This window comes from Comamonas halotolerans (assembly GCF_030162935.1).
GTDB classification, from domain to species: Bacteria; Pseudomonadota; Gammaproteobacteria; order Burkholderiales; family Burkholderiaceae_C; genus Comamonas; species Comamonas halotolerans.
On record NZ_JASAUZ010000012.1, the window covers coordinates 274,348 to 299,868 of the forward strand.

The 25,521-nt window shown below is 53.8% G+C and carries 19 protein-coding genes; 7 read left to right on the forward strand and 12 right to left on the reverse strand.

What is annotated here, in order from left to right:
• Nucleotides 1–27 precede the first annotated feature (27 nt).
• The 3 genes from QEP11_RS08560 to mnmG all read right to left on the reverse strand — a co-directional run bounded on the left by QEP11_RS08560 (nt 28) and on the right by mnmG (nt 3,626).
• Nucleotides 28–798 (reverse strand): ParA family protein, encoded by a 771-nt coding sequence (locus QEP11_RS08560; RefSeq protein WP_284336216.1) that lies wholly within the window; start codon nt 796–798, stop codon nt 28–30.
• A 198-nt stretch (nt 799–996) separates the two neighbouring features.
• Nucleotides 997–1,665 carry a 16S rRNA (guanine(527)-N(7))-methyltransferase RsmG gene (gene rsmG, locus QEP11_RS08565; RefSeq protein ID WP_284336217.1) on the reverse strand — a complete coding sequence of 223 codons (669 nt, stop codon included), beginning with the start codon at nt 1,663–1,665 and terminating at the stop codon, nt 997–999.
• Nucleotides 1,662–3,626, reverse strand: a complete 1,965-nt coding sequence (gene mnmG / locus QEP11_RS08570; RefSeq protein WP_284336218.1) for a tRNA uridine-5-carboxymethylaminomethyl(34) synthesis enzyme MnmG — start codon at nt 3,624–3,626, stop codon at nt 1,662–1,664. Before mnmG ends, rsmG begins: the two co-directional genes overlap by 4 nt.
• 265 nt (nt 3,627–3,891) lie before the next feature.
• On the opposite strand from mnmG, the gene gstA reads away from it, so the two are divergent.
• Complete coding sequence (gene gstA, locus QEP11_RS08575; RefSeq protein ID WP_284336219.1) at nt 3,892–4,503, forward strand: glutathione transferase GstA; 612 nt, start codon at nt 3,892–3,894, stop codon at nt 4,501–4,503.
• Nucleotides 4,504–4,611: 108 nt separating this feature from the next.
• On the opposite strand, the gene QEP11_RS08580 is transcribed toward gstA, so the two are convergent.
• The gene (locus QEP11_RS08580) at nt 4,612–6,285 is read right to left on the reverse strand and encodes a methyl-accepting chemotaxis protein (protein ID WP_284336220.1); all 1,674 of its coding nucleotides are present in this window, start codon (nt 6,283–6,285) and stop codon (nt 4,612–4,614) included.
• A 283-nt stretch (nt 6,286–6,568) separates the two neighbouring features.
• On the opposite strand from QEP11_RS08580, the gene QEP11_RS08585 reads away from it, so the two are divergent.
• The gene (locus QEP11_RS08585; protein ID WP_284336221.1) at nt 6,569–6,763 is read left to right on the forward strand and encodes a heavy-metal-associated domain-containing protein; all 195 of its coding nucleotides are present in this window, start codon (nt 6,569–6,571) and stop codon (nt 6,761–6,763) included.
• A 157-nt stretch (nt 6,764–6,920) separates the two neighbouring features.
• Entirely contained in the window at nt 6,921–8,108 is a 1,188-nt protein-coding gene (locus tag QEP11_RS08590) for an acetyl-CoA C-acyltransferase family protein (RefSeq protein ID WP_284336222.1), read from the forward strand.
• 241 nt (nt 8,109–8,349) lie between these two features.
• Here the strand turns inward: QEP11_RS08590 and QEP11_RS08595 are convergent, their stop codons facing one another.
• On the reverse strand, nt 8,350–9,231 hold the full coding sequence (locus QEP11_RS08595) for a TetR/AcrR family transcriptional regulator (protein ID WP_284336223.1): 882 nt from the start codon (nt 9,229–9,231) through the stop codon (nt 8,350–8,352).
• Between the two features lie 286 nt (nt 9,232–9,517).
• On the opposite strand from QEP11_RS08595, the gene QEP11_RS08600 reads away from it, so the two are divergent.
• On the forward strand, nt 9,518–10,555 hold the full coding sequence (locus QEP11_RS08600) for a sensor domain-containing diguanylate cyclase (protein ID WP_284336224.1): 1,038 nt from the start codon (nt 9,518–9,520) through the stop codon (nt 10,553–10,555).
• Between the two features lie 107 nt (nt 10,556–10,662).
• Here the strand turns inward: QEP11_RS08600 and QEP11_RS08605 are convergent, their stop codons facing one another.
• A complete protein-coding gene (locus tag QEP11_RS08605) occupies nt 10,663–11,664 on the reverse strand; it encodes a recombination-associated protein RdgC (RefSeq protein ID WP_284336225.1) in 1,002 nt (333 codons plus the stop codon).
• 276 nt (nt 11,665–11,940) lie between these two features.
• Between QEP11_RS08605 and QEP11_RS08610 the strand changes: the two genes are divergently transcribed.
• On the forward strand, nt 11,941–12,519 hold the full coding sequence (locus tag QEP11_RS08610) for a Spy/CpxP family protein refolding chaperone (protein WP_284336226.1): 579 nt from the start codon (nt 11,941–11,943) through the stop codon (nt 12,517–12,519).
• Between the two features lie 1,446 nt (nt 12,520–13,965).
• Here the strand turns inward: QEP11_RS08610 and QEP11_RS08615 are convergent.
• From QEP11_RS08615 to dinG, 4 genes are all read right to left on the reverse strand, one after another.
• Nucleotides 13,966–14,922 (reverse strand): TIGR03915 family putative DNA repair protein, encoded by a 957-nt coding sequence (locus QEP11_RS08615; protein WP_284336227.1) that lies wholly within the window; start codon nt 14,920–14,922, stop codon nt 13,966–13,968.
• Between the two features lie 6 nt (nt 14,923–14,928).
• Entirely contained in the window at nt 14,929–16,218 is a 1,290-nt protein-coding gene (locus QEP11_RS08620) for a putative DNA modification/repair radical SAM protein (RefSeq protein WP_284336228.1), read from the reverse strand.
• Nucleotides 16,219–16,452: 234 nt separating this feature from the next.
• Complete coding sequence (locus QEP11_RS08625; protein ID WP_284336229.1) at nt 16,453–18,855, reverse strand: membrane-bound PQQ-dependent dehydrogenase, glucose/quinate/shikimate family; 2,403 nt, start codon at nt 18,853–18,855, stop codon at nt 16,453–16,455.
• Nucleotides 18,856–19,298: 443 nt separating this feature from the next.
• Complete coding sequence (dinG, locus tag QEP11_RS08630) at nt 19,299–21,464, reverse strand: ATP-dependent DNA helicase DinG (protein WP_284336230.1); 2,166 nt, start codon at nt 21,462–21,464, stop codon at nt 19,299–19,301.
• Between the two features lie 877 nt (nt 21,465–22,341).
• On the opposite strand from dinG, the gene QEP11_RS08635 reads away from it, so the two are divergent.
• Together QEP11_RS08635 and QEP11_RS08640 are read left to right on the forward strand one after the other, a co-directional pair.
• Nucleotides 22,342–23,190: an undecaprenyl-diphosphate phosphatase gene (locus QEP11_RS08635; protein ID WP_284336231.1), complete on the forward strand. Its 849-nt coding sequence runs from the start codon at nt 22,342–22,344 to the stop codon at nt 23,188–23,190.
• 55 nt (nt 23,191–23,245) lie between these two features.
• Nucleotides 23,246–24,562 (forward strand): hemolysin family protein, encoded by a 1,317-nt coding sequence (locus tag QEP11_RS08640; RefSeq protein WP_284336232.1) that lies wholly within the window; start codon nt 23,246–23,248, stop codon nt 24,560–24,562.
• Nucleotides 24,563–24,631: 69 nt separating this feature from the next.
• On the opposite strand, the gene QEP11_RS08645 is transcribed toward QEP11_RS08640, so the two are convergent.
• Both QEP11_RS08645 and QEP11_RS08650 read right to left on the reverse strand, forming a co-directional pair.
• The gene (locus QEP11_RS08645; protein WP_284336233.1) at nt 24,632–25,060 is read right to left on the reverse strand and encodes an NUDIX hydrolase; all 429 of its coding nucleotides are present in this window, start codon (nt 25,058–25,060) and stop codon (nt 24,632–24,634) included.
• A 43-nt stretch (nt 25,061–25,103) separates the two neighbouring features.
• Nucleotides 25,104–25,505 (reverse strand): YkgJ family cysteine cluster protein, encoded by a 402-nt coding sequence (locus tag QEP11_RS08650; protein WP_284336390.1) that lies wholly within the window; start codon nt 25,503–25,505, stop codon nt 25,104–25,106.
• Nucleotides 25,506–25,521: the final 16 nt, after the last annotated feature.

The window sequence follows — 25,521 nt, forward strand, 5'->3', positions numbered from 1 at the left end:
GTTCAACAAGTCAAAGATCAATGCCATTCACATTTTGCGAATGCGCTTGACCATCTCTTTGGCAAAATCAACAAACGCCTTGCTGCCCTTGGCAGAGGGGTCGAATACCACCCCTGGCACACCATAGCTGGGAGCTTCAGCCAAGCGCACATTGCGGGGGATCACGGTGTCAAACACCTTGTCGCCAAAGTGCGCCTTGAGCTGTTCACTGACTTGTTGCTGCAGCGTGGTGCGAGGGTCGAACATCACACGCAGCAAACCAATGATTTGCAGCTCTTTGTTCATATTGGCATGCACCTGCTTGATGGTGTTGACCAAGTCTGTCAGGCCCTCCAGGGCAAAGTACTCGCACTGCATGGGCACAATCACGCCATGTGCCGAGCACAACCCATTGAGTGTCAACATCGACAAGCTGGGCGGACAATCGATCAACACAAAATCGAAGTCACCATCTGCAGCGGCCAAAGCTGCTTTCAGTCGCTCATTCCGGCGATCCAGTGAAACAAGCTCAATCTCGGCCCCGCTGAGCTCCCGGTTTGCTCCCAGCACGTGGTAGCCGCACTTTTCAGACAGTACCGCAGCTTCTTTGATGGAGGCAGACTCCAGCAGAACGTCATAGACACTGAGTTCCAGTGCACGTTTATCAACGCCAGAACCCATCGTGGCATTGCCTTGCGGATCCAGATCCACCAACAACACACGCTGACCCACTTTGGCCAATCCTGCCGCCAAGTTCACTGCTGTTGTTGTTTTACCGACGCCACCCTTTTGGTTGGCAATACAGAAAATTTTGGCCATGAGAGATTGCTGGTGAAAGGCGCAAACTGCGCAGAATAGGAACATGCTTTGCGCAACAAGCTACTGTCACACAAAGGAAAAAGGCCAAGCACACTGGCTTTGGCCTTTCAATGTGGCAAGTGGACCTGCCAGATATTTTGCTTATCCACCCTCACATCGAAAACCTAAGTTTATGCGAGGAGCGCACAAGATGTTTGTTCAAACTGTTTCAGCGATGGGTTTCGCCCACACGATGCAGCGTTCAGCACTCAATCCTGGCACAGACAAAGGTTCCACGTGAAACACTTTCACATTGCCTCCCAATGCATCTATCTCGTCCTGAGGGTGTTTGCCCTTCATGGCAAACCAGACACCATTTTCAGCAATCGCCGAACGTGACCAGGTTGTGAAATCAAGTAAAGAGGCAAAGGCACGGCAACTCACAATTTCGTAAGGACCTTTGAGTGTCTCTACTCTGGCATGAATGCCCTTGAGGTTGGGTAGCTTCAATGCAACAGCCACCTGCTGCAAGAACGCGGCCTTCTTCCCTACAGTGTCCACGCAATGAACATCCACCTCCGGGCAGCACACAGCAAATACCACCCCAGGCAATCCACCGCCAGAGCCCACATCCAATTGAGAAACTTTCTGGCCCGCTGTTTTACCCAGTGATGCCACGTGGCGTCTCAGCGCAGGCACGGCCGCCAAGCTGTCCAGCATGTGCAAAGACATCATTTCCTGTGGATCGCGCACGGAAGTCAGGTTGTAGACCTTGTTCCACTTTTGCAGTAGTTCCAAGAAGCCCATCAGCTTGTCAAACTGATCTGCATTCAGCTGCAAACCCAGCTTGGCAGCGCCCTGTTCGAGTTGGTGGCGCAAATCACTCATTCCACCGACTCCTTGGCTGTAGCAGCGAAGCCCTTGAATCCACCCTTCTTCAAATGAATCATGAGCAGAGATACTGCGGCAGGTGTCACACCCGAAATGCGTGAAGCCTGACCCAGTGTTTCAGGACGGTGCTTTTGCAGCTTCTGACGCACTTCAATGGACAAGGCCGTCACCTGCATGTAATCCATATCTGCAGGCATCTTCAATGTTTCGTAATGGGCAGCTCGCTCAACCTCATCTTTTTGGCGGTCGATATAACCCGAATACTTGGCAGCAATCTCAACCTGTTCCACAACATCATCGTGCAGCTCAGCCAATGTTTCACGTGAAACGATCTCCGAACGGTACTTGGCCCCGTTCATTTCTATCAGTTGGGTATACCCGACTCCTGGGCGACGCAGCAGGTCAAACAGGTTGTATTCACGTTCAATATTTTTACCAAGAACGCGTTCGGCCTCATGTGCAGGCAAGCTGCGAGGATTGACCCATGTTGCTTTCAAGCGTTCTGTTTCACGTGAAACAGCATCGCGTTTGCGATTGAACATGTCCCACTGCTCATCACCCACCACACCCAGCTTGCGTCCAATTTCGGTGAGACGCATGTCGGCATTGTCTTCACGCAACTGGAGACGGAACTCGGCTCGACTGGTAAACATGCGATAGGGTTCTGTCACACCTTTGGTGATCAGATCATCCACCAACACACCCAGGTAGGCTTCGTCACGTCTTGGTGTCCACGCTTCCATGTCACGCACCTGCAGGCCAGCGTTGATGCCGGCAAACATGCCTTGCGCAGCGGCCTCTTCGTAGCCAGTGGTGCCATTGATCTGTCCAGCAAAGAACAGTCCTTGAATCTGGCGGGTTTCAAAGGAGGACTTCAGTGCCCGTGGGTCGAAGTAGTCATACTCGATGGCATAGCCAGGACGCAGAATATGCGCGTTCTCCAGTCCCTTCATGGAACGAACAAGTTCGTACTGGATATCAAATGGCAACGAAGTAGAGATACCGTTGGGATAGTACTCGTTGGTAGTCAGACCTTCGGGCTCCAGGAAAATCTGGTGGCTGTCCTTGTCAGCAAAACGATTGATCTTGTCTTCCACACTCGGACAGTAACGCGGCCCTACGCCTTCAATCTTGCCGGTGAACATGGGGCTACGGTCAAAGCCGCTACGAATGATTTCGTGCGTGCGTTCATTGGTGTGCGTGATCCAGCATGGCATCTGCTGAGGGTGCATGTCTGCATTCCCACGGAAGCTGAATACCGGAACATTGCCCTCATTAACACCACCAGGCATACCGTCACCGGGCTGCTCTGTACATTGACTGAAGTCGATGGAGCGCCCATCGATGCGCGGTGGTGTACCAGTTTTCAAACGCCCCTGAGGAAGTTTCAGTTCCTTCAGTCGCGCAGATAGCGTCACGGCTGGAGGATCGCCAGCACGACCCGCAGCGTAGTTGTCCAACCCCACATGAATCTTCCCGTCCAGGAACGTCCCAGCCGTCAGCACCACGGTTTTGGATTTGAACCTGATGCCCACCTGGGTGACAGCTCCCACGACACGGTCGCCCTCCACCATCAGATCGTCCACTGCCTGCTGAAACAGCCACAGATTGGGCTGGTTTTCCAACATCTCACGAATGGCTGCCTTGTACAGGATCCGATCTGCCTGCGCACGTGTGGCGCGCACAGCAGGGCCTTTGGAGCTGTTCAGAATACGGAACTGAATACCACCTAGATCAGTGGCCAATGCCATGGCTCCGCCCATGGCATCCACCTCTTTCACGAGATGGCCTTTACCAATGCCGCCAATCGATGGATTGCACGACATTTGGCCCAACGTCTCAATGTTATGAGACAACAACAAAGTCTTGCAGCCCATGCGGGCTGCAGCCAGCGCCGCTTCGGTGCCAGCGTGACCGCCGCCGACGACGATCACATCAAATTCTTGGGGGTACAGCATTGTTCTTACTCCGTCGCAGGCGGCGTATGCTCATCCGCCCTGTACAACCGCGCCCGCTGCGCAGTTGTTGCACAGCCTGCGCGGCTCAGTTTTCAAGCGCAGGCGAACCTGGAATTTTCCCATCCTTTGCGCAACTTGTCTTGACAGCTACAGCCACCGCGTCTGAGGTACGGACTCTTGAACCGTATACCCGCAACAGCAGCCAGACTTCGGCGTAGCATGGTGCTCTTGTATGTTCACATCCCCCAAGGAAAGGTTGAGAGATATGAAGCTTTATTTCAGCCCAGGCGCTTGCTCGCTGTCACCCCACATCGTGGCCGAAGAAGCAGGACTGACCTGCGAGTTCATTCTTGCAAGCACCAAGAGCCACAAGCTGCAAGACGGCACGGACTTTTACAGCATCAACCCGCTCGGTTATGTCCCCTTCCTGGTCCTGGATGATGGACAGACACTGCGTGAAGGTCCGGTCATCGTGCAGTACATGGCCGATCAAGTACCTGAGAAAAAACTGATTCCAGCCGCTGGCAGCATGGAGCGCTATCGGGTGCAGGAGTGGCTGAACTTCATCGGTACCGAGCTACACAAGAGCTTCGGTCCATTGTTCAAGCCAGGCACACCCGAAGAATACAAACCCGGAGTCCGGCAGGCACTTCGCGGGCGTTTCGAGTGGGTTGAACAACAGCTGACCAACACCACCTATCTGATGGGCGAGCAATTCACCGTTGCAGATGCCTACTTGTTCACCGTGAGCGGCTGGAGCAAGCATGTGGGCCTGGACCTATCGGATCTTCCCCGCCTGCAAGCCTACCTCTCCCGAGTTTCCAGCCGACCTGCGGTACAACGGGCCATGCGTGCAGAAGGTTTGATCAAAGATTAAGACACGCATCTCTTCATGCAAAAAAGGCTTCCTCATGGAAGCCTTTTTTATGCACATATATTGATAACTTCAAATATTGATAACTTCAAATTTCATTGATGCTGGATTTCAAGCGCTCAACAAATTCTGTGAGGAAGCACGTAAAGCAGGATTTCCCTCGGCAGCAATACCTCTGGCATTCGAAGTACCAAAAGGCACTGCGCCTTTCGCCAGGTTTGCCTGATCGAGTTTGAACTGCTGCACCACTTCCGCCAGACGAGTCGCCTGGTCTTTCAGTGACTCTGCTGCTGCTGCAGACTGTTCCACCAAAGCTGCATTTTGCTGGGTCATACGGTCGATGTCGCCGACCGCCTGGTTGACCTGCGAGATACCACCAGACTGTTCATTCGCAGCCGCCGTGATCTCTCCGATGATATCGCCCACACGCTGAATGCTACCCAGCACGTCCTGCATGGTTTTTCCGGCTGTCTCTACGTGTTTGACACCACCGTCCACTGCAGTCACGCTGCTTTGAATCAAGCGTTTGATGTCACTGGCGGCTTCGGCGCTGCGGCGCGCCAGCAAGCGTACTTCACCAGCAACGACAGCAAAACCTCGGCCCTGTTCTCCGGCGCGGGCCGCTTCAACCGCTGCATTCAACGCCAGAATATTGGTCTGAAAAGCAATGGAGTCAATCAGACCGATGATGTCCCCAATCTTGCGACTGGATGCGGAAATCTCATGCATGCTCTGCACTGCTTGTTCCACCACAGCCCCTCCTTGTGAGGCCGTGTTCGAAGCAGAGGCAGCCAACTGATTGGCCATCTGCGCGGACGAAGCTGTCTGCTGCACGGTGGCTGTCAATTGCATCAGCGAAGCCACCGTCTGCTGCAAATTGCTCGCGGTTTGCTCGGTACGAGCCGACAGATCACCGTTACCAATCGCAATTTCCTGGCTTGCCAGCGCAATGCTGCTGCTGGCATCACGCACATCACCGACCATGCCGTTCAGGTTGCTCTGCATGGTCTTCAGCGCGTTTTGCAAAGCAGAGACTTCGTCTTTGCCCACGATGGACTGCTGCTCACTCAGATTCCCCTGGGCAATGGCGTCTGCCACACGCTTAGCATCCGTCAGCGGACGACAAATGGACAGCATATTCAGCCAGGTCAGGGGAGCCACTACAAGCGTGGTGATCACGAGCGCCAACACGAACATCCACTGCGTTTGTGAAGCAACCTGGCTACCACGATCTTCTGCGGCCTGCGCTTGGGCTTGGAGCAGTTGCTCCAGAGCTTTCAATTGCTGTTTGGCCGCGTCAAACTCCGCGCTGGCCCTTCGCCCTACCCGCTGCGCCACGGTTGCAGTGTCGTACCCGCCTGCTTTCAACTGCCGTGCCACTGGCGTGAACAATTGCTCGTACTGGTCCAGATGCTGCAGCAGTTGCTGCAACACCTGTGCATCTTCCGCGGGCGCAGCTTGTGCAAAGGCTTCGCCAGCTGTGCGTACAGCCTGCAAACTTGCCAGCCATTCGCCGTAGGTCTTCTCCAGTTGATCAGGTTGTTCATACTGAATGACCATATCCTTTTCAAGCGTACGTACCAGCGCCATGTTGTTTTGCACCTGAGCCATCAGGCCAGCCTGCTGGAAAGGCCCTTTCAGAAAGTTTTGGTTCAGTTCATACACCCTGAACATGCCAAACATGCCTGCTCCACCCAGAATGCCAAGCAAGATCAGCACCACCGCAATGGCTCCCAACATGCGTACTTTGATGGTGAACATACGCATCAACCCAAACAGATCCATGATCTGGATTCCTCTCTGTCGCTTTACCGATATGAGAATCCTCAGCGGAATGCCAAGGCAGTGTGTGAACCAAGCAAGTGTGCGCTGTGCAACCTGCTAACCGTTTGATAAGTTTGCCAAACATGCACGAGCAATAACTTCCAATAAAACACCCACATATGGCTGTTTTCAAAGGCTTAAAAGCAGTGCTGTATCGCTGATACAGGCCAAAACGTTCCACGTGAAACATATTTCTCATGAAGCGGTACAGTTGCAATTCCACCGAATGATTTGAGGAGTCCCCATGGAACACGTATTTCAAGTAAGCGGTATGACCTGCGGCCATTGCGAACGTGCCGTGCAACAAGCCATTACGGAAGTTGATGCACAGGCCCAAACCACGATTGATCGGACTACGGGAAAAGTGGTGGTGCAAAGCCAGAGCCCCCGTGAATCATTGGCCAACGCCATTCAGGAAGAAGGCTATACCGTCAGTTAAAGCCCATGCGCTGCCACCCGCCTTGGTGCGCAGCGCTGATTGGCGAGGCCTGCTCATAACCTAGCGTTTTCTCCACTGTCACAAGTACGCTTGGCAGTTGATTGCTGCGACCGCACAATTATTGATAGCTTTGCATCAACATGACAGGAGACAACGCATGAGCACCCGTGAAGTTTTTGTTGTCAGTGCGGCACGCACTGCCATTGGTACCTTTGGCGGCAGCCTCAAAGATGTACCGAACACCCAGTTGGCCACCACAGCCGTCAAGGCGGCTATTGAGCGATCTGGCATCGCGCCTGATGCAGTAGGTCATGTGGTCATGGGTAATGTCATTCCCACCGATACCAAGGACGCCTACCTCTCCCGCGTCGCGGCTATTGATGCAGGCTGCCCCATTGAGACCCCTGCCTTCAATGTGAACCGCCTGTGTGGTTCTGGCCTGCAGGCCATTGTCTCAGCAGCGCAGGCCATTGCCCTGGGTGACTGTGACGTGGCTATTGGCGGCGGTTCGGAATCCATGAGCCGAGGCCCCTACTTCGACACTGCTTCGCGCTGGGGTGCCCGCATGGGTGATGCCAGGAGCATCGACTACATGCTCGGCATACTGCACGATCCCTGGCAAAAAATGCACATGGGCATCACTGCCGAGAACGTGGCCGAGCGCTACAAGATCAGCCGCGACATGCAGGATGCCCTGGCTGTCACCAGCCAGCAGCGCGCTGCAGCAGCCATTGCAGCAGGCTACTTCAAAGATCAAATCGTGCCCGTAGAAATTGCCTCACGCAAGGGCACCATCGTGTTTGATACTGACGAGCATGTGCGTGGAACCACCACGGTTGAAGCTTTGGCGGGCATGAAGCCCGCTTTCAAGAAGGACGGCGGCAGTGTCACCGCTGGCAATGCATCCGGCATCAACGATGGAGCTGCCGCTGTGACGCTGGTGGCAGGCGATCGCGTCCAAGCCCTTGGCGCAAAGCCACTGGCGCGCCTGGTAGGTTATGCCCATGCTGGTGTGGATCCAGCCTATATGGGCATCGGGCCTGTTCCCGCCACGCAAAAGGTACTGGAACGTACAGGCCTGAAAATTCAGGACATGGACGTCATTGAGGCCAATGAAGCTTTTGCGGCCCAAGCCTGCGCTGTTATCCAGGAACTCGGTCTGGATCCTGCCAAGGTCAACCCGAATGGCTCTGGCATCTCTTTAGGTCATCCTGTCGGAGCAACAGGAGCCATCATCACTACCAAGGCAGTTTATGAGTTGCACCGTACCGGTGGGCGGTATGCACTGGTGACCATGTGCATCGGGGGTGGGCAAGGTATTGCGGCGATCTTTGAACGCGTTTAAAACCACCCTGTAAATTGCCAAAAAAGCTGACAGCTTTATCGCTGTCAGCTCTTTATGCATTCATGGTTTTTCTGTACCTGCAGCACAGCCTCCAGACAAGCAAAAATATCAAGGCAAGACAGCATGAGGCAATCTGGTTGAGCTGCCCTCCCCCCCTACTCTCTCATCTTCCAGCTTGGCATGTGCCAGCGCAAGCAATCTGACTGTATCGTGGCATACGTTTGCGCATTGCACAGACTACCTAGAACAAGCTGATTTGCTCTACGGCTCTCAACACCTTGGTACGCAATTTGCGCCCTTCCTGGGCCGTTTTTTGCAGCGGTTGGCTCGCAGGTGCATCCACGGTAAGTGACGGTTGGATATGAGGCTCTTCCTTGAGCGTCTTGGGTTGCGGTTGCGGTTGCGGTTGCGGTTGCGGTTGCGGTTGCGGTTGCGGTTGCGGTTGCGGTTGCTCAATATCCGGCAGAATCTGCTGCGAAAGCAAGTCATTTTGCACGTGCCTGGCTTGTGAAGGTACCTCTGCCCCGGAAGACCGCTGTTGTTGTATTGCCAAGGGATTTGGCTGCGCTACACCAGATGCTGTCAGCAAGGCAATCAATCTGTGCCACTGAGCTTTCGGCAAACTCAGTACCACACCCTCTACTGCACGCATCATCATGGCTGCAGCCGTGTCAGCGGACATCAAAGGTTGCAGCACTTGTTCCAATGCCTTGCGTTGCACCTGTACGCCCTTTTTCAAGCCTGCTGGCAAAGCATATTCATCCACACGCACCATGCACCAGCCAAAGTCGGTTGCGACCACGCAGGCATAGGCATTCAGCGCTTTGGACAAATCACCTGCAGCATGCTCGGCTACAACGCGCTGCAAAGCACTTTGCGCATGGCTAAAACCAAGCATGGCGCAGGCATGCACAAGATCTGCTTTGCTTGGCACGTAGTAATACAGCGTAGGCTTGGTGATGCCCAGTTGCACTGCCATCTGATCGAGTGAAGCAGAAACAAAACCTTGTTGTTTGAAAAAGCTGGCAGCAGTTGCCAATAGAGCGTCCCGTTTGTTGCGGCGCTGGGCCACACGCTGGGAGGGAGTTCCCCATGGAGAAGCTGCTTCAACAGAAGCCGTCACCTCCGGCAAGAGAGGTAACAAAGAATTCGTGGTCAAAACTCAAAACAAATAGCAAGCACTCACCAATTCTAGGGCACTTCCACTATTCCACATGGTCTGTAGAACTCTTTTCAGCACCACTTGCACGCCATAAACCGAACATTCAGAAAGCAACTGAATGATTGAAAATATTTCGATCTTGTCCGTGCAAGCTTGGTTTTCAGATGCTTCAGGACACCTATGCTTGCATTTTCAACACGAGGTCTGAATCTAGGCATTCAGCATGCATATGCCACGACCATTCGCCATGGATAAACTGCTGAAGCGCTTGTCTCAATCCCTGTCACAAGCCAAAAGCCAAGAGGAGCTGGTCAGGCCCCTTTTGGAAATGCTCGAGCAAGTCACACAGCTGGAGTCCACCTATCTGACTACTATCGATTTTCAGCAAGATCTCCAGCACGTTCTGTATGCCCGCAATACAAGGCAGATGCAGATTCCTGAAGGCTTGACGGTCCCCTGGAACGACACTCTATGCCAACGCGCTCTGGAGCAAGGACGACCATGTACCAGCAATGTGCAGGAAGTCTGGGCCGATTCACAAGCAGCCAGGGCGCTGGGAATCCGAACCTATGTCAGTGCGCCCGTACGAATGTCCGATGGAAGCATTTACGGTACGCTGTGCGCGGCCAGCGCTTATGAAGCCCAGCTACCCAGCACTACAGAAGTTGTGCTGCAGCTGTTCGCCAAACTGATTGCTCAGCACGTGGAACGCGAGCAGCTTATGCAAGCCCTTCAGGAACGCAATGCACAGCTCACCCAACTTGCACTGACTGACTCGCTCACGCAGCTGCCCAACCGCGCAGCCTTGATGGAAGAGCTGCAGCGGCTGCTCGCTCGTGCGCAACGCAGCAACGGCAGCGTGTTGGTGGCTTTTGTGGATCTGGATGGTTTCAAGTCAGTCAATGACATTTATGGACATGCCGCTGGGGACCGCCTGCTCTATCAATTGGCACAACGCCTTCAGCAAACGCTGCGCAGCGGAGATATGGTGGCACGCATGGGTGGCGATGAATTCGTTGTGGTCACACCAGGTCCTGCTCCTGACGAAAACGTATCCCAGGCTTTGCAAGCAGTGGAGCTTCGTCTGCGTGAAGCCTCTGCTTGCGATGTGGTGCTAGACGATGGCAATGTGCTGCACTACCCTGGCGCCAGCGTAGGCGTGGCCCTTGCTACAGGTAACTCCAGCGTGGATGAAGCCTTGCAACTCGCAGATAACGCCATGTATGCCGATAAGGCACATCGGCGTGTTGAGGGCGCAGTGTCCATACGCAGCACCGCAGCATAAGCCTGAATTAGCAAGCCGCATTGCCCAGCACAGTACTTAGGAACGCCAGGCGCAATCAGCAGATGAAGCGATCAGGCTGTCATGGCTTCCTCTGCTGTTGCAGCGTCTTAAAACGGTGCTTCTTCCGGATTGCTGTCTTCTGGTGCGCTCTGGGGACCAGTTACCGCCCCTTTGCCTGCCACGCGCACCGCCAGCGTTTCAGATGATGCGGGCTGACCAATTTCGGTGCGTCCTTCCCCGCCCAAGGCTTCAATCAAGTCAGGAATCAACCTGGACAGCTCGCCTGTGGCAATCGCCACGTCAGTATCAAACCCCCCTTCGTCCCCGGCTTGATCAAGCACCGTATCGGTGAAACTAATCTTTTTGATCTGCAGACTATCTGTCAGCACAAAGCTGACACGATCATCCCAGGTCATGGCCAGTTTGGTGGGCAGCTTGCCGTGCTCCACATGCTGCTTGACCTCGTCAATATCCAATGGATGACGGGCATAGCGCACCACAGCTTTGGACTCATCGGCCGCCTTCAGCTCGCACTCGCGGTCAATGCTGAATCCCGCAGGAGCTTCCTGTGTGAGCAGCCAGTGGGCCATGGCAGCCTGTGCGCTGGTCTGGGTGTCAAGCAGAGCCACACCAAAGCCTTTGAGACTTTCCACAAGCAAGGTCACCACCTCATCGGCTTTGCCTTGAGCGCCCGTATCCAGTACCAGGAATTTCGCCTGAGGATCTATCCACACCCACATGCTGCTTTGCTTGGTGAATGCCATGGGCAGCAAGTCCAACTTGGCTTCATCCTTGAGGTCGCGTTTTTCCTTTTTCCCAGGTTTGCGCCCGAACTCTTTCTCAATGGCATCGGCCTTTTCCTGCACCTTGCGATTGAGCACGCTGGCCGGAAGCATCTTGGATTCGCTCATATAGCGCAGAACCCATTGTCCTCCTACGCTTTCAGCCAGCAGGCCATGTTCTTCTCCGCGTGGGGGCACCCAGCCTGCCGATTGTTCCTGCGTGGCACCACAGGCCGTGAAAGGCGTTTTTTGCAGTGCTTCTTCGACTTGCTCCAGGGAGCCTTCCCATTGCTCCGCCATGCGGTACACGATCATGTTCTTAAACACGCAGTCACCTTTTCTCAATGCATCCAATAAAAACCAAGGCTGACACACCACATACCGTGCATCAGCCCTAAAAGTGAGTGAGCGACTAATTCACGCTCCAAGAGCGTTTTAACGCAAAAGCGCGCAGTATTGGTGCCTGTGCGTACGCTCAGCTTTGTATTACTTTACACAGCAGCAGCAAAGCCTCACGAACGCCTTACATAGTGCCTTCAAACTTGCATCCATGGACACAGCAATCGCTGGTCCAACAACAACACTGCTTGAAAGGAGCTTGTTATGGCAATCTTCCAACGTACTTTGACCGCTGCTGTCGCCGCTGCTGCACTGGCTGGCACTTTTGCCATCCAAGCCCATGCCCAACCAGCACAGCCTCAAGCCACAGCTGCTACGGCAGCAACAGCGCAAGCGCAACCTCGCTTTCGTGGCCAGCCGCCTGCAGACTTTGCCAAGTTGCATGCAGCACGTACCGAGCAGCTGAAAACAATTTTGCAGATTCAACCCAACCAGGAAGCTGCCTGGGACAAATACGTCAAGGCCATTACGCCCGAACCCCGTAACCTGGCCAATGCTGAGCGCCCAGACCTGCGCAACATGACCACACCTGAACGCCTGGATCTCAAACAAAAGCTACGCACTGAGCGTATGGCGAAAGTCGTGCAGCGTGAGCAAGCAACACTCAGTTTTTACAATAGCCTCAGTTCAAGCCAACAAAAAGCATTTGATGCCCTGAATGCAGAGCGACGCGGTATGCACAAAGCCGGCAACGGACAGCGTTTTGATAACAAGCGTGGTAATCGCAATGGTTATGGACCAGCAGGTTTCCGTATGGCGCCCCCCTCCTCACCTGCCGCATAAAACGCAGCACCACCGCTTCAACAAGCAGGCTTCGGCCTGCTTTTTTTATGTCTGTGCATTGGCATATGAAAAGATCTTTTCTTTGTGCACAACCCCTGTCACGCGTTGCTTGACTGTGTGTATCTGATCCTTCATCGGTACAGGCCATGTCTGTCTGAATGCCGGCCAGATCAATCAGACCATGGCAGCTCCCGCCAGCGGTGTGCTTCACTGCCTGCATAGCCTTGTGCGAGTTACAAGCAGAAAACCAATACAAATCAAAAACTTGCATTGGATTGACTCAGATCAATGTAACCCAAGACTGTTCCTGAAACTCAGTTACAAAAGATTTTTTCTCTCATTTTTGTAACGCAGTTACTGATGGACTGCCACTTCAGAATCTGCTCATTCTCCTGTCTTGAGCAATGTGCATAACCTTGTTCCCAAAAAAAGGATAACCAGACACTTATCCACAGAAGCTGGCCATCTCTGCAGCTTGTACCCAAATGCGAGACAAGCCATACCTGTCTTGGAGCACAGACTTTGCGTCTCGCTAATTCATTGAATTGAAAAACATTTTTCGCCTTATCCACAAGACAGTCCGAGGCTTACTATTACTACTAATTAAAAATGGAATACATAAGGAATAACAACCACGCGAAAAAATTCGCGTCACCATGTCGCCATAAAAATCATTCCTGCCTGTTTTTTAAGCATTTTTATGTTCCGCTGCTTCTTCGAAATGTTCACATAGGTGCTCATCGTGTTGGTAAATTGCTCTTTAAAACTTATTCACATCAATTTTTATAGCAATAAATCTTTTCTTATCAATGAGTAGAGCAATAAAACAAAGTTACATCACTGTGGTGATGGAGATGTGGATAGATCTCTTTGAAACATAGAGATATCCACAGAGATTTAAAAAATTGGAAGTTATCCCTGAACGCGTGACATCAGAAACAGGGTATGACCCACATGCTTGATCATTCATCAAGTACTTGAAATCAGGTAGCTAAATGAAGTTATCCACAGATCAAGGCATCACTTACTACTACCTACTATCCTTATTCAAAATAAAAAAGAAGAAGTCAAAGAAGAAGATGACAAGAATTCCAAACCCAAAGACTGTTCAAGCAAGTGCTTGTCAAATATTGAAATACGTCGCTCAATCTGGATGAGGATGTCTTTCTAAAAGGGATACTGGAAGAGGTGACTCTGAAAACATCTTTTCATGCACCTTGCATGATGGAACACAGTTATCCGTGTCCTGAGGACTATCCACAGAAAGTTATTAACGACTGTGGATAAGTGCCCTGCCCATGAATTCGTCGAATGAAAACTCGTTCAAAAAAATTCAATGATCTTTTAAGTACCTGCTTTTAAAGGCAAACGCTGTATTTCAAAAAGGAGAAAGAAATAATCAAGCTTTTTTCTTACAAAGCCCGGATAGATAAGCACTTAACGCTATCAATTCGATGAATGATGGCCTGGTAGCCTGCGACGAGGCGTGCTGGGCGCTTCTGCCAACATGGCTGCACTGCGTGCATGTGCTGCCTGGATCAGCGGAGAAATGAGCTGCGCCTCGGGCAGGTTGTGCCAGTAACGCCGAGGCATTTCCTTGCACATGGCCGCCACTTTGAGACGGGCTGGATTGAAGATATGTGCGTAGTAGGTCAGCCATAGAGCCTCTCCAGCGTCCGCAGCAGGTGCTTCACTGACCTGGGCACCAGGTCCCCAGCTTAAAACGCCTGTGCGGCCTCTGAGAGGCTTTAAGGCATGGTCAGCTTGCACACCATGTATTGTCAGAACATCCACATCCCTTGCCAGGGGCCACCAGCGCAGACAGCATTGAGGCGTCAGAATGGCCCAGCGCATATTGGCAAAGCGTTGCACAAAGAACGGGGCTGCGGCTTGAACAATATGGTGTTCAGGCTCAAACCAGGCCACATGCAAAGGTCCGGTTCCATCGCTTGGAGCATCGTCCATGGCAACGGGACGAAAGCGCACAAAGGCGTGCATTTTGTGCACTTCACGGCGCACAGCCTTGACCCACTGTTGCACTTGCACGCGGTCAGGATCCAGCACATCGTGACGTAGACCAGGTTCATGCTGCATGCGCCATAGCAAGCGATACAGCAGCGCAAAACGTTCGGGGGCATTGTTGAGCAAGCATTGCTCGGCGGCAGCCATGAACCAGCGAGGCACCGTCAATGTGGGAACGTCTGTTTGCGTGGGCTGCAAGTTGCGGGGCTGCGTGACCAGCGGTTCGGGCGCAAAGAGATCGGGGTTGCGGCGCTGTGCGTCTTCGGTCAGCCACTCCACGAGATGGGGAGGGCGCTGTTGTGCCCACAGGGCTTTGGCCAAACTGCGCCAGTGCTCAAAATCGCTGCCATCGCCGGGCAAGATCAGGGACAGACGGGTCATGCGGCGCTAGAACAGGCTGGCCTGCACCGCTTGCGGTGCCATGGGTTGCACCAGTTTGCTGGCCAGCATGGGGTCATCCAGGCTGTGGCCTGGCTGCCAGCCCACACATTCAACAAACGGCAGGATTTTGTTTAGCGGAACTTTGAGCTGGTTGAGGTCATGCCGGTGCAGCAAACGCCAGCGACGGGCAGCCAGCAACTTGTCGACCGAGCGCACGCCAAGGCCTGGAATGCGTAGCAGCATTTCACGTGGGGCAGTGTTGAGATTGACGGGAAAACGATCACGGTGTGCCAGTGCCCACGCAAGTTTCGGGTCGTGTTCCATGGACAGCATGCGCTTGCCCTGCGGACCTTCGGGCACGATTTCCTGCGCCTCAAAGCCATAAAAACGCATCAGCCAATCAGCCTGGTAGAGGCGATGCTCACGCACCAGTGGTGGGGCGATCAGTGGCAATGCCGCACTGGCATCCGGAATAGGGCTGAAGGCCGAGTAATACACACGACGCAGACCATAACCGGTGTAGAGCTTGGAGCTGGTGAGGATGATGTCACCATCATCGGCTGCATCAGCTCCCACAATCATCTGTGTACTCTGACCACCGGGTGCATAGGCTTTGGGCTTGGCGGCCTGCGTGCTGCGTGTGCGCGGCATGGAAATGATGCGCGTCTTGGCGGCAGCCTGACGTTCCGCCCTGGAGGTGCTGATGTGATCGTGCAACTGCCCCATCGCATGGTGGATGGTGGCGCTGTCTTTTTCGGGAGCCAGCTGGCTCAGGCCTTGTACGGTAGGCAGTTCAATGTTGATGCTCAGGCGATCGGCATACAACCCCGCTTCCGCCAGGATGAGCGGGTCTGCATCCGGTATGGTTTTGAGGTGGATATAGCCTTTGAATCCATGCTCCAGCCTCAGGCTGCGGGCGACGCCAACCAGTTGCTCCATGGTGTAGTCCGGGCTGCGAATGATGCCGCTGGACAGGAACAGCCCCTCAATGCAATTGCGCCTGTAAAAGTCCAGCGTCAGATTCACCACCTCCTGCACGCTAAAACGTGCGCGTGGAATGTTGGAGCTCACGCGGTTGACACAGTATTTGCAGTCGTAGATGCAGAAGTTGGTCAGGAGGATTTTGAGCAAGGACACACAGCGACCATCCGGTGTCCAGCTGTGACAGATGCCGTTGCCTGTGGTCGAGCCCATGCCTCCTGCTGCCGCATTGCGCTTGGCGCTGCCGCTGGAGGCACAGGAGGCGTCGTATTTGGCGGCATCCGCCAAGATGGCAAGTTTGTTTTGCAGTTCCACTGTATAAATATACAGCTATCTGAAATCCATTACTTCGATCACGGAATCTGGAGCGCAATTTTTTTATACACATCTGTCCTGTCTGGTCACAGGACATCACAGCGCTTGAGGGCTGGAAACTTCAGACAAGATTCAGTCAAAAAAAGGGCCTTTCCAAACACTCGGCAAAGAGGTTGAAAAGGCCCGGTTACCCACCAAGAGCAGCAGTTTTAAGCTACTGCGCTGGCATGTGGCTTACTTCCTGAGCTTGTAGGCAATAACGTAGTCGCCAGCCTTGGTGCCGATGGAGCCGTGACCGCCTGCCACCAAAACCACCGTCTGTTCACCTTGGCTGTTCAGATACGTCATGGGGGTGGCCTGACCACCGGCGGGCAGACGCACGTCCCAAAGCACATCGCCAGTGGCAACGTCATAGGCCCGGAAGTTGTCGTCGACTGCCGCGCCCAGGAAGGCAACACCAGACGCCGTCATCAAAGGACCACCAATGCCGGGGACGCCGATCTTGACGGGCAGCGGAATGGGCGACAGGTCGCGAATGGTGCCATTGCGATACTGGTACGCGATCTTGCCGGTTCGCAGGTCGGCAGCAGCCACTGTTCCCCATGGTGGCGTCTGGCAGGGCACGCCCAGGGGCGACAGGAAGGGGTGCATCTTGACGGCATAGCCTGCGCCTTCATTGGCGTTGATTCCTTGCTCGCCCAGGTTCATCACGGTGTCACCCTTGAGTTCGCTACGAGGAATCAATGTGGACACGAATGCCAGGTAAGTGGGCATGCCAAACATCACTTGGCGTTGCGGATCCACGGCCACAGAACCCCAGTTGAAGGTACCGAAGTTGCCTGGGTAGACCAAGGTGCCTTGCAGCGATGGTGCGGTGTAGCGGCCTTCGTAGCGCAATTGCTTGAACTGGATGCGACACATCATCTGGTCGATCAGGCTGGCACCCCACATGTCCGCTTCAGTCAGCTTGGGTGGCTCGAAGCTCAGTGCAGACACAGGCTGTGTGGGGACGGTGTGCTCGCCCGGAACGTCGGTGCCTTGGGGGGCCGCACGCTCGGTCACTGCGTGGATGGGCATGCCGTCGCGGCGATCAAGCACATACACGTCACCTTGCTTGGTAGGCAGCACAAGCGCTGGTGTGCGGCCTTTTTCCAGGTCCAGATCCAGCAGCACAGGCTGGGATGCCAGGTCCATGTCCCACAGGTCATGGTGCACAGTCTGATGGTGCCACTTGAGCTTGCCTGTTTTCAGATCCAGCGCCACGACAGCGGCGGTGTATTTTTCCTCATGTTCATTGCGATACTGCCCAAGTTGGTCAGGTACGCGATTACCCAGCGGCACATAGACCAGACCCAGTTCTGCGTCAGCAGAGAACACAGTCCAGCTGTTGGGCGACGAAGCCTTGTAAACCTGCGCAGGGTTGGCTGGATCAAAAGGTTCTGTTGCATCAGGATTGCCAGAGTCCCAGTTCCAGAGCAGCTTGCCGGTGTGCACGTTGTATGCACGGATCACGCCCGAGGGCGATTCCACTGCGTAGTTGTCGTTCACCGAAGCGCCGATCACCAAGGTTTCGCCAACGATGACAGGAGGCGATGTGGGGTTCAGGTAACCAGGCTGCTTGTTGGGCATGTTGTGCGTCAGATCAATCGCACCTTTGTCACCAAAGTCTTCACACAGAGCACCGGTTGCTGCATCCAGCGCATACAGCCTGGCGTTGGAGGAAGGCAGGAAGATGCGGTTCTGGCACATGCCAGCATTCCTGGCTGCTGCTACTCCAACTTCTGCCAATGGTGCAACAGGGGCTTGCAGAGCCGCTGCAGACACGGGGGAGGGGGCTGCGCCGCGGAAGAAGGCCACACCACGGCAAGTCTGATGCTGGCGGTTGGGCTCCAATCCAACCTTAGGGTCAAAGCGCCATTTTTCAGCACCTGTGTCTGCATCGAGAGCAATCGCCATGCTGTGCGGTGTACACAGGTACAGGCTGTCGCCAATCTTGATGGGCGTGGCTTGCGAGGTGGTTTCACCCACATCGCCAGGGCCTTTTTTGTCGCCGGTTTGAATTTGCCAGGCGACTTCAAGCTGGTTCACATTGGCGGGGGTGATCTGATCCAGTTTGGAGAAACGCTGGCCGTGGTGAGAGCCTGCATAGGCTTCCCAATCACCATCAGCCTGTGCGCTGTCGCCGGTTTTGGCGTCGGCGTTGACCACATCCATGGAAAGCCTGCCCGATGTTTCATGCAAATGGAAAGGAATACCGATGAAGGCTACCACTGCAGACAGAATCGACGTAGCCAGCACAGGCTTGCCAGAAGTGAAAGGCAATTGACCTGCGGCACCACGGCGGACTGCAGGAATGGCCAGGACAAAACCGATGATGGCAGGCAGACCCAGGCGGGTTGCCAGTGGCCACCAGTGCAATCCAGACTCCCACAAGGACCAGACCAGCAGAATCATCGTCCATAGGGCATACAGAGGTGTCGCCCAGCTCCGGCGCTTGAGGATGCCCAGTGCAACTGCCAGTACAACGACACCGCTGAAGACATAGAAAGGGCTTCCGCCCAGGGCCAAAAGATATCCGCCGCCCAAGGTCAGCGGGATACCCAAAACAGCCAAAAGGATTAGTGAAAGGATGCGCATCACGCCACCTCCTTCAGACAAGCAATCAGATCTGCCATGGTTGAAATATGGTTTTTTCATGGAAAAGAAAAAACGACCTACCGCTGACTAAGTCTGGTGCAAGTTCAAAAAACAGCAGTCAGCCAAAGCAGCGGTAGGTCGTCGGGAAGGTGATGATAGGAGGATTGAAAACAGCCTGCAGGAAAGTGTTAGCGCTAACTACATTGACGAAAATTACACAAAATTCGGTGTTTTCTGGAAGGAATAAACCATGCATTGAAACATCGACTTAGGCTCCCAGGATGAGAGCAACTCGATATTCAAGGCACCTGAACACCCTCATGACAAAAGGGTGTTCATTAAGGATTGGATGGATGAAAAGTGTTGACTCTCTCATTCCAATCGGCAGCTGATGCTATGAAATACAAATTTCATAGCATGCAGAACACTGCCATGGAAACACTTCAGGCAGAACGCTTTTCCAGCGTGAATGGCGGCAAGCCTTTGAGCAGTTGCGCGCCGTAGCTGGTGGCGACCAGCCGGCGGTCATAGCAGTACACATGGGCCTGATCTTCTTCGGTACGGATAGCACGCCCAACCCATTGCGCCAGGCGTATGGCCGTGGCGGGAACCACCAGTTCATTAAAGGGGTTGCGGCCGCTGGTGCGAAGCCATTCGGCACGAGATTCGCCCACAGGGTCGTCGGGTGGTGCAAAGGGCAGCTTGGTGATGAACAGCGATTCACACAAGGCGCCGGGCAAGTCCAGTCCTTCACCGAAGGATTGCATGCCAAAGATGATGCTCGGCAGTCCTTGCTCCACCCGGTTACGGTGCTCGGTCAACAACATGGCTCGCGGCATGGCGGTTTGCACCAATACCTGGCTGCGCATGGCAGTGGGGAGGGCATCAACAGCCTGTCGCATTTGATCGCGCGAAGTAAACAGTACCAAGGCGCCGGCCTGAACACGGCTGATGTCGTGCATCAGCTGGGTCACCATCTCTTGTGTGAACGCAGCGGCTTCGCGTGGATCTGTGCGTGTCTGGTGCGCAATCAATGTGCCCTGTGCTGCATAGTCAAAGGGGCTGGCCACTTCCAGTGTCTGTACTGCTGCATCACCGTGCAGGCCTGCCTCGCGCAAGAAGAATTCAAAGCTGCCACAACTGGTGAGCGTGGCGCTGGTAAGCACGCCACCGCGTACCTGGCTCCACAGATGGTGGCGCAGCGTGGCGCCAGGAAGGATAGGACTTGCATGGCCCTTGACCACGATGTAGTCCCCATCGACCTCGAGCGTGAACCATTTGGCATTGGGCACGCTCTCGGAGCCGTCTTCACGTGTTTGTGGCTGCTGGCTGAGCAGCTGGGCCGTGTCGTGCACAGCTTCAAGGCGTGGAGCCAACGTGCCAACTTGTGCATACAGCTGGGACAGACGCTGTGCTTCTTCGGGCTTGTCCTTGATTTCGGATTTGAGTGCTTTGGCAATGGCGCGCAACACGTCCAGAAAGCCACTGGCATGGTGCATCACCTGTGCCAGCGGTTCAAGCAGGGGGAGTGGTAAATCTCCGCGGGGGATACGAACACGCGCAGGTCCCCAACTGTCTTTCTGACCTTTGAGCTGATCTCCATAAACCTCCATTACAAGGCGTGCAAGCTCTGTCAAATGCTCGCGCAGGCCACTGCTGTAGCCAGCAAGGTCGGCGATCTCATCAACCTCCATGAGCTGCCCCACACGCAGGGCTCTGCTGGCCAGTTTGTCGATCCATTGCAGCCGGCTCATGTCCATTTCGCATGCAAATTGCGACAACGCAGTTTGAGGCAAATGGTGGGCTTCATCGAGTACGAGCAGGCTTTCATTCAAGTCCGGCAGCAAGCGTGCCCCCAGACTGGAAAGCAGCAAATCATGATTGGCAACAATAACTTGCGCAGCCACCATCTCTTTGCGGCGCTCGTAATACGTACAGTCATTGAAGACTGGGCAGTGTCGGCCCGTGCACGAGCTGCCTTCTGCCGCTACAGGCCCCCAGGCCTCAGCTTCCGGGGGATTGGGCAGGCTGTCACGGTCGCCATTCCATTCATGCGTGGCCAAGGCATCGGCCATGGATGCATAGAACTGAATGCGTGCTTCAGTTTCTGCCTGAGGGCGCTTCTTACGTTGTTCTGCCGCTTCTTCAGCGAATAAATCATCTGCTTCATCGCTGTTCTCCCCCGAGCTGGCCAGCCGCTCCAGCTTGAGCTTGCACACAAATCGGCCACGGCCTTTAGCCAGCGCGAATTTGAACGGGGTGGGCAATTGCTGGGCCAAGGCGGGCAAATCTTTGTTCACCAATTGCTCTTGCAGCGCCACGGTTGCTGTGGAAATCAATACACGTGTGCCGCGTGCCAATGCCATGGCAATGGCAGGGGCAGAGTAGGCCAGCGATTTGCCCACTCCAGTTCCTGCCTGGATGACTGCAATGGCCTTTTTTGGTTCTGGCGCATCTTCATCAACCTTGCCGAGCTGTGCGCAGGCAAGTGTTTGGGCAATCTGGGCTGCCATTTTTCGCTGCCCCTCACGTATCCGGAATCCGGGAATGGAGGCAACAACCGCATCAAAGGATTCCAGAGCCTCCGTGGCCCATTTTTTTTGACTCATTGTGGTGAAGTTGACCTGCAGCAAGCAGCTGTGGATGATGAAAAATTGTTTTCAATACAGTCTTGTCCCATACAGAGCATCTGTAAATTTATCTTTTTGATGCTTGCTGCTGGAGAAACTGATTAAAAAATGAACAAAAAAGAGGGCTATGCCAAGTGCTTGTCAGACACCCATGCAATGTACATCCTTGTGGAGAACTCATTATAGATTGTGGATGAATGTATGTATGTGATCGTGGCAAACCTGGGACCTAGAGCATGTGTTGGCAAGGAAATGGCTGTGGAAAATTTAGAAATAAGTACGGTGAGAACCATGAAAATATCTTTTCAATCAAATCGCACTCATGCACACAGCAGTGAATAGTGAATTCTGTGGATAAATTCTTGATATCGCAAAAATTCAGTGTCTTAGATGTCCACAGAATGACTGGTGAATTTATCCACAGCCTGTGCTCAACTGTTCTACAGCCTGAAACTTTTTGGTCATACCGTAAAAGCTTTTTCAGAGAACTTTTTGTTTCAGAGAGAGTGTGGAATCTTGTAATAAAAGAAATTATTCAAAGCATGGGTGTTTCTGGATCGCATCATTTTTTCCTGGTGGATGTGTGAAAGACCTTCCTCCGTTAGTTATTTTTAGTACGGAAAAAATCATTAAAATCTCATGTGTGTAATAAAAAATACGATTAGGTATGAGGTCTTGACTCGTATTGATGAAAAAACAGGCAAACAGAGACGAAAGAGCATGCGATATCTTCTGCACGCCTCGTTGCCTGGTTCACTGACGGAAGCTTCTGCCCTGCGCAAGGCTGTGCGGTAGAGGCTTTTGGTGGGCGCTACACTGGTCGACTGCTTTTTTGGACGGTTACCGCACACACGCTATGCATGCAGCCTTTGGTTGGCTAGACGCGGTCATTCTTGGTTTGGTCCAGGGATTGACCGAGTTCTTGCCCATTTCTTCGAGCGCACACTTGCGCATTCTTGGCCCCTTGTTGCCTGGTGGCGCAGATCCTGGTGCCGCATTCACTGCTATTACCCAACTGGGCACAGAGTTGGCGGTGCTGATTTATTTCCGAAAGGATGTGATGCGCATGTTGCTGGCGTGGTTCAGCAGCTTGCCAGTGATTGGTACTCGCAAGTCTGGAGAGGCGTTGTCACATGATGCCAAGCTGGCTTGGTTGGTTGTCCTGGGGACCATTCCGATCTGTGTGCTGGGACTGCTCATGCGCGACTGGATTGAGACCACCTTCCGCACGCTGATGATCACCGCCGTCATGCTGATCGTGTTCGGCTTGCTGCTGGGTTGGGCGGAAAAGCGGGGAACTCAGAGTCGTCAAATCGGTCATCTGGGGTGGAAAGACGGCATCTTGCTGGGCTTTGCGCAGGCCATGGCACTGATCCCAGGCGTCTCCCGCTCGGGTGGCACGATTACTGCAGGCCTGCTGCTGGGGATGACCCGTGAAGCTGCAGCCCGCTTTTCTTTCCTGCTGGCCATTCCAGCAGTATTGCTGTCAGGCTTTTACATGTTGCTGTTCAAGCGCGAGCCCATGTCAGGCGAACAGTGGGGGATGACCCTGCTTGCGACCGTTGTGGCATTTCTGGTGGGATATGCAGTGATCGTCTGGTTCATGCGCCTTATCTCCAGCAGGGGCTTCGGTTTCTTTGTGATCTACCGGGTCGCTTTGGGGGTTGCAATCCTGTTTGGCCTGCATTTTGGATTTATCCATTAATCTCCAGTCTGTTATTGTTAGCTAGAGCGATTTTGAAAGGACGCTCAAAACCATCATGGAAATTCCTATACTTATCGCCCTCATCATCCTCAATGGCGTGTTTGCCATGTCTGAAATTGCGCTGGTCACAGCGCGCAAGGCACGGTTACAAAAGTTGATCGATGAGGGCGATACCGCCGCCGCAGCTGCGCTCAAGCTTGGCGAAGACCCCACACGTTTTCTCTCCACCATCCAGATCGGCATCACCTCCATTGGTGTGCTGAACGGTATCTTTGGTGAAGCAGCACTGGCAGGTCCGTTTTCGGACTGGCTGGAGAAAATGGGGTTGTCCACCAGCGTTGCTGATCCTTTGGCGACGGCCATCGTGGTGGTTGTCATTACCTACTTCTCGATCGTCGTTGGTGAGTTGGTGCCCAAACGCTTGGGTCAGACCAACCCGGAAACCATTGCACGACTGGTGGCGCGGCCCATCAACCTGCTTGCCAAGTTGACCAAGCCCTTTGTGCTGTTGCTTACATCCTCGACCCAGGCCCTTCTCAAGCTTCTGGGGGTCAAAGAGTCCACAGAATCTTCCGTGACCGAAGATGAAATTCATGCCGTGCTGGCAGAGGGCACCACATCGGGTGCCATCGAGAAAAACGAGCACACCATGATTCGCAATCTCTTCCGGTTGGACGATCGCCAAATCTCTTCGTTGATGGTGCCGCGCTCGGATGTGGTGTGTCTGGACGTGAGCCTGCCATTTGAAGAAAACATGGCTATTGTCGAGTCTCACAATCACGCGCGTTATCCAGTGATTGATGGCAACTTTGAAAATCTGCTGGGCGTGATCAATTCGCGCCAGTGGCTGGCCAATGCCTTGAAGGGAAAACGCGATCTGCAGGACTCCAAAGAGTTGATTCACAAGCCCATCTACATTCCTGAAACCATCACCGGCATGGAATTGCTGGAGAACTTCAAGGCGTCGGGTGCACCCATGGCGTTTGTGATTGACGAGTATGGCGAAGTACAAGGTATCGTCACGGTACGCGATCTGACCGAAGCCATCACGGGTGAATTCATGACTGAAGATCCCAGTGATTCCTGGGCGGTTCAGCGTGACGATGGCAGCTGGCTGCTGGATGGTCACATCCCGATCGTGGAACTCAAAGACTGCCTGGGCCTGAAGACGGTTCCTGAAGAGGAAAAAGGGCGTTATCAAACCCTGAGCGGCATGCTGATGCTGCTGACTGGTAAGTTGCCCACCGAGACCGATAAGGTGGTCTGGGAATCCTGGGAGTTCGAGGTCGTGGACATGGATGGAAAGATCATCGACAAGATCCAGGCGCGCAAACTGGAAGAACCGATGGTGGAAGTGCCAGACGAGGAGTGATACGCGACTCTGAAAAAAGCAGCCCAAGGGCTGCTTTTTTTATGCGTATCTGGCAACCTGCCAGCCTGCTCAAGCAGGCTGTGCGCAGTGTTGCAAGTGTGCGATGACTGCAGGAATGACTTGCTCACGCAGCAAAGGTGCCAAGTTTTCCTGTTCCCCCTCACGACGCACATCCCACCACTGCATGGCTTCGATTTCCGCTGCAATGTGTAGCGAAGGGGGGGTCGCAAGGGCGGCGATGAAAACTTGTGCCTTTACAAGGGTGTTGGCTTCATTGGCTGCCTGGTTTTCAAAGTCACCGAGATGGTGGAACATGGCTGCTGGCGCTTGCCACTGGAGCTCTTCCGAGAGTTCACGCTGCAAGGCCTGCGAAGCGGTTTCACCTGCATCCAGTTTGCCCCCTGGCAGCATCCAGAAACGGCTGCCCTTTTTGCGAACCAGCAAGATTTCGTGCTGGGGATTGAGCAAGCAGGCAGTGGCAATGTGCAAGGTGTTCATGGCATTCCAAATTCAATCAAAAAGTTAGAACGTGGACACGTTCTTAGCGTATGCGCTGGTCACCATAGGCGCACCATCCAGGTTTTGGTCCCTTTTTGGGGTGTAAGCGACAGGTTTCCGGGCGCTTTTCATACACGGTGCAGCGGCGCGTCTGCGCATCCAGGAAGTTGCAATCTCCACTGGCTCGGCGTGCCATGGTGAAGATGTTGTGTTTAGTGTTGTAATGGTCGATGAGCTTGGCCTTGAGCAGCCGTTTGGCGATCAACTTGTGATCGACGTTGTCCACCTCAAACTGGTCCACCACTTCGAGCCGAACCAGGTCAGAAAGCTGAACTTCCAGCGGCATGGTGCAGCAGTTGGCTCCACATGTGTCACACATTCCGGGTTTGTATTTGCTCCAGGTCTCGAGACGGTCAACGTCCACGATGCGGATGGCGGGTTTCATGGTCAAAAGCAATGAG

What these genes read in the sequence shown, in the direction of transcription:
- QEP11_RS08610 (WP_284336226.1), top strand. Translation starts at nt 11,941, where the DNA reads ATGGCAATCTTCCAACGTACTTTGACCGCTGCTGTCGCCGCTGCTGCA.
- QEP11_RS08615 (WP_284336227.1), bottom strand. Translation starts at nt 14,922, where the DNA reads ATGACCCGTCTGTCCCTGATCTTGCCCGGCGATGGCAGCGATTTTGAG.
- dinG (WP_284336230.1), bottom strand. Translation starts at nt 21,464, where the DNA reads ATGAGTCAAAAAAAATGGGCCACGGAGGCTCTGGAATCCTTTGATGCG.
- QEP11_RS08635 (WP_284336231.1), top strand. Translation starts at nt 22,342, where the DNA reads ATGCATGCAGCCTTTGGTTGGCTAGACGCGGTCATTCTTGGTTTGGTC.
- QEP11_RS08650 (WP_284336390.1), bottom strand. Translation starts at nt 25,505, where the DNA reads ATGAAACCCGCCATCCGCATCGTGGACGTTGACCGTCTCGAGACCTGG.
- rsmG (WP_284336217.1), bottom strand. Translation starts at nt 1,665, where the DNA reads ATGAGTGATTTGCGCCACCAACTCGAACAGGGCGCTGCCAAGCTGGGT.
- QEP11_RS08625 (WP_284336229.1), bottom strand. Translation starts at nt 18,855, where the DNA reads ATGCGCATCCTTTCACTAATCCTTTTGGCTGTTTTGGGTATCCCGCTG.
- QEP11_RS08585 (WP_284336221.1), top strand. Translation starts at nt 6,569, where the DNA reads ATGGAACACGTATTTCAAGTAAGCGGTATGACCTGCGGCCATTGCGAA.
- gstA (WP_284336219.1), top strand. Translation starts at nt 3,892, where the DNA reads ATGAAGCTTTATTTCAGCCCAGGCGCTTGCTCGCTGTCACCCCACATC.
- QEP11_RS08580 (WP_284336220.1), bottom strand. Translation starts at nt 6,285, where the DNA reads ATGGATCTGTTTGGGTTGATGCGTATGTTCACCATCAAAGTACGCATG.
- QEP11_RS08590 (WP_284336222.1), top strand. Translation starts at nt 6,921, where the DNA reads ATGAGCACCCGTGAAGTTTTTGTTGTCAGTGCGGCACGCACTGCCATT.
- QEP11_RS08645 (WP_284336233.1), bottom strand. Translation starts at nt 25,060, where the DNA reads ATGAACACCTTGCACATTGCCACTGCCTGCTTGCTCAATCCCCAGCAC.
- QEP11_RS08600 (WP_284336224.1), top strand. Translation starts at nt 9,518, where the DNA reads ATGGATAAACTGCTGAAGCGCTTGTCTCAATCCCTGTCACAAGCCAAA.
- QEP11_RS08560 (WP_284336216.1), bottom strand. Translation starts at nt 798, where the DNA reads ATGGCCAAAATTTTCTGTATTGCCAACCAAAAGGGTGGCGTCGGTAAA.
- mnmG (WP_284336218.1), bottom strand. Translation starts at nt 3,626, where the DNA reads ATGCTGTACCCCCAAGAATTTGATGTGATCGTCGTCGGCGGCGGTCAC.
- QEP11_RS08640 (WP_284336232.1), top strand. Translation starts at nt 23,246, where the DNA reads ATGGAAATTCCTATACTTATCGCCCTCATCATCCTCAATGGCGTGTTT.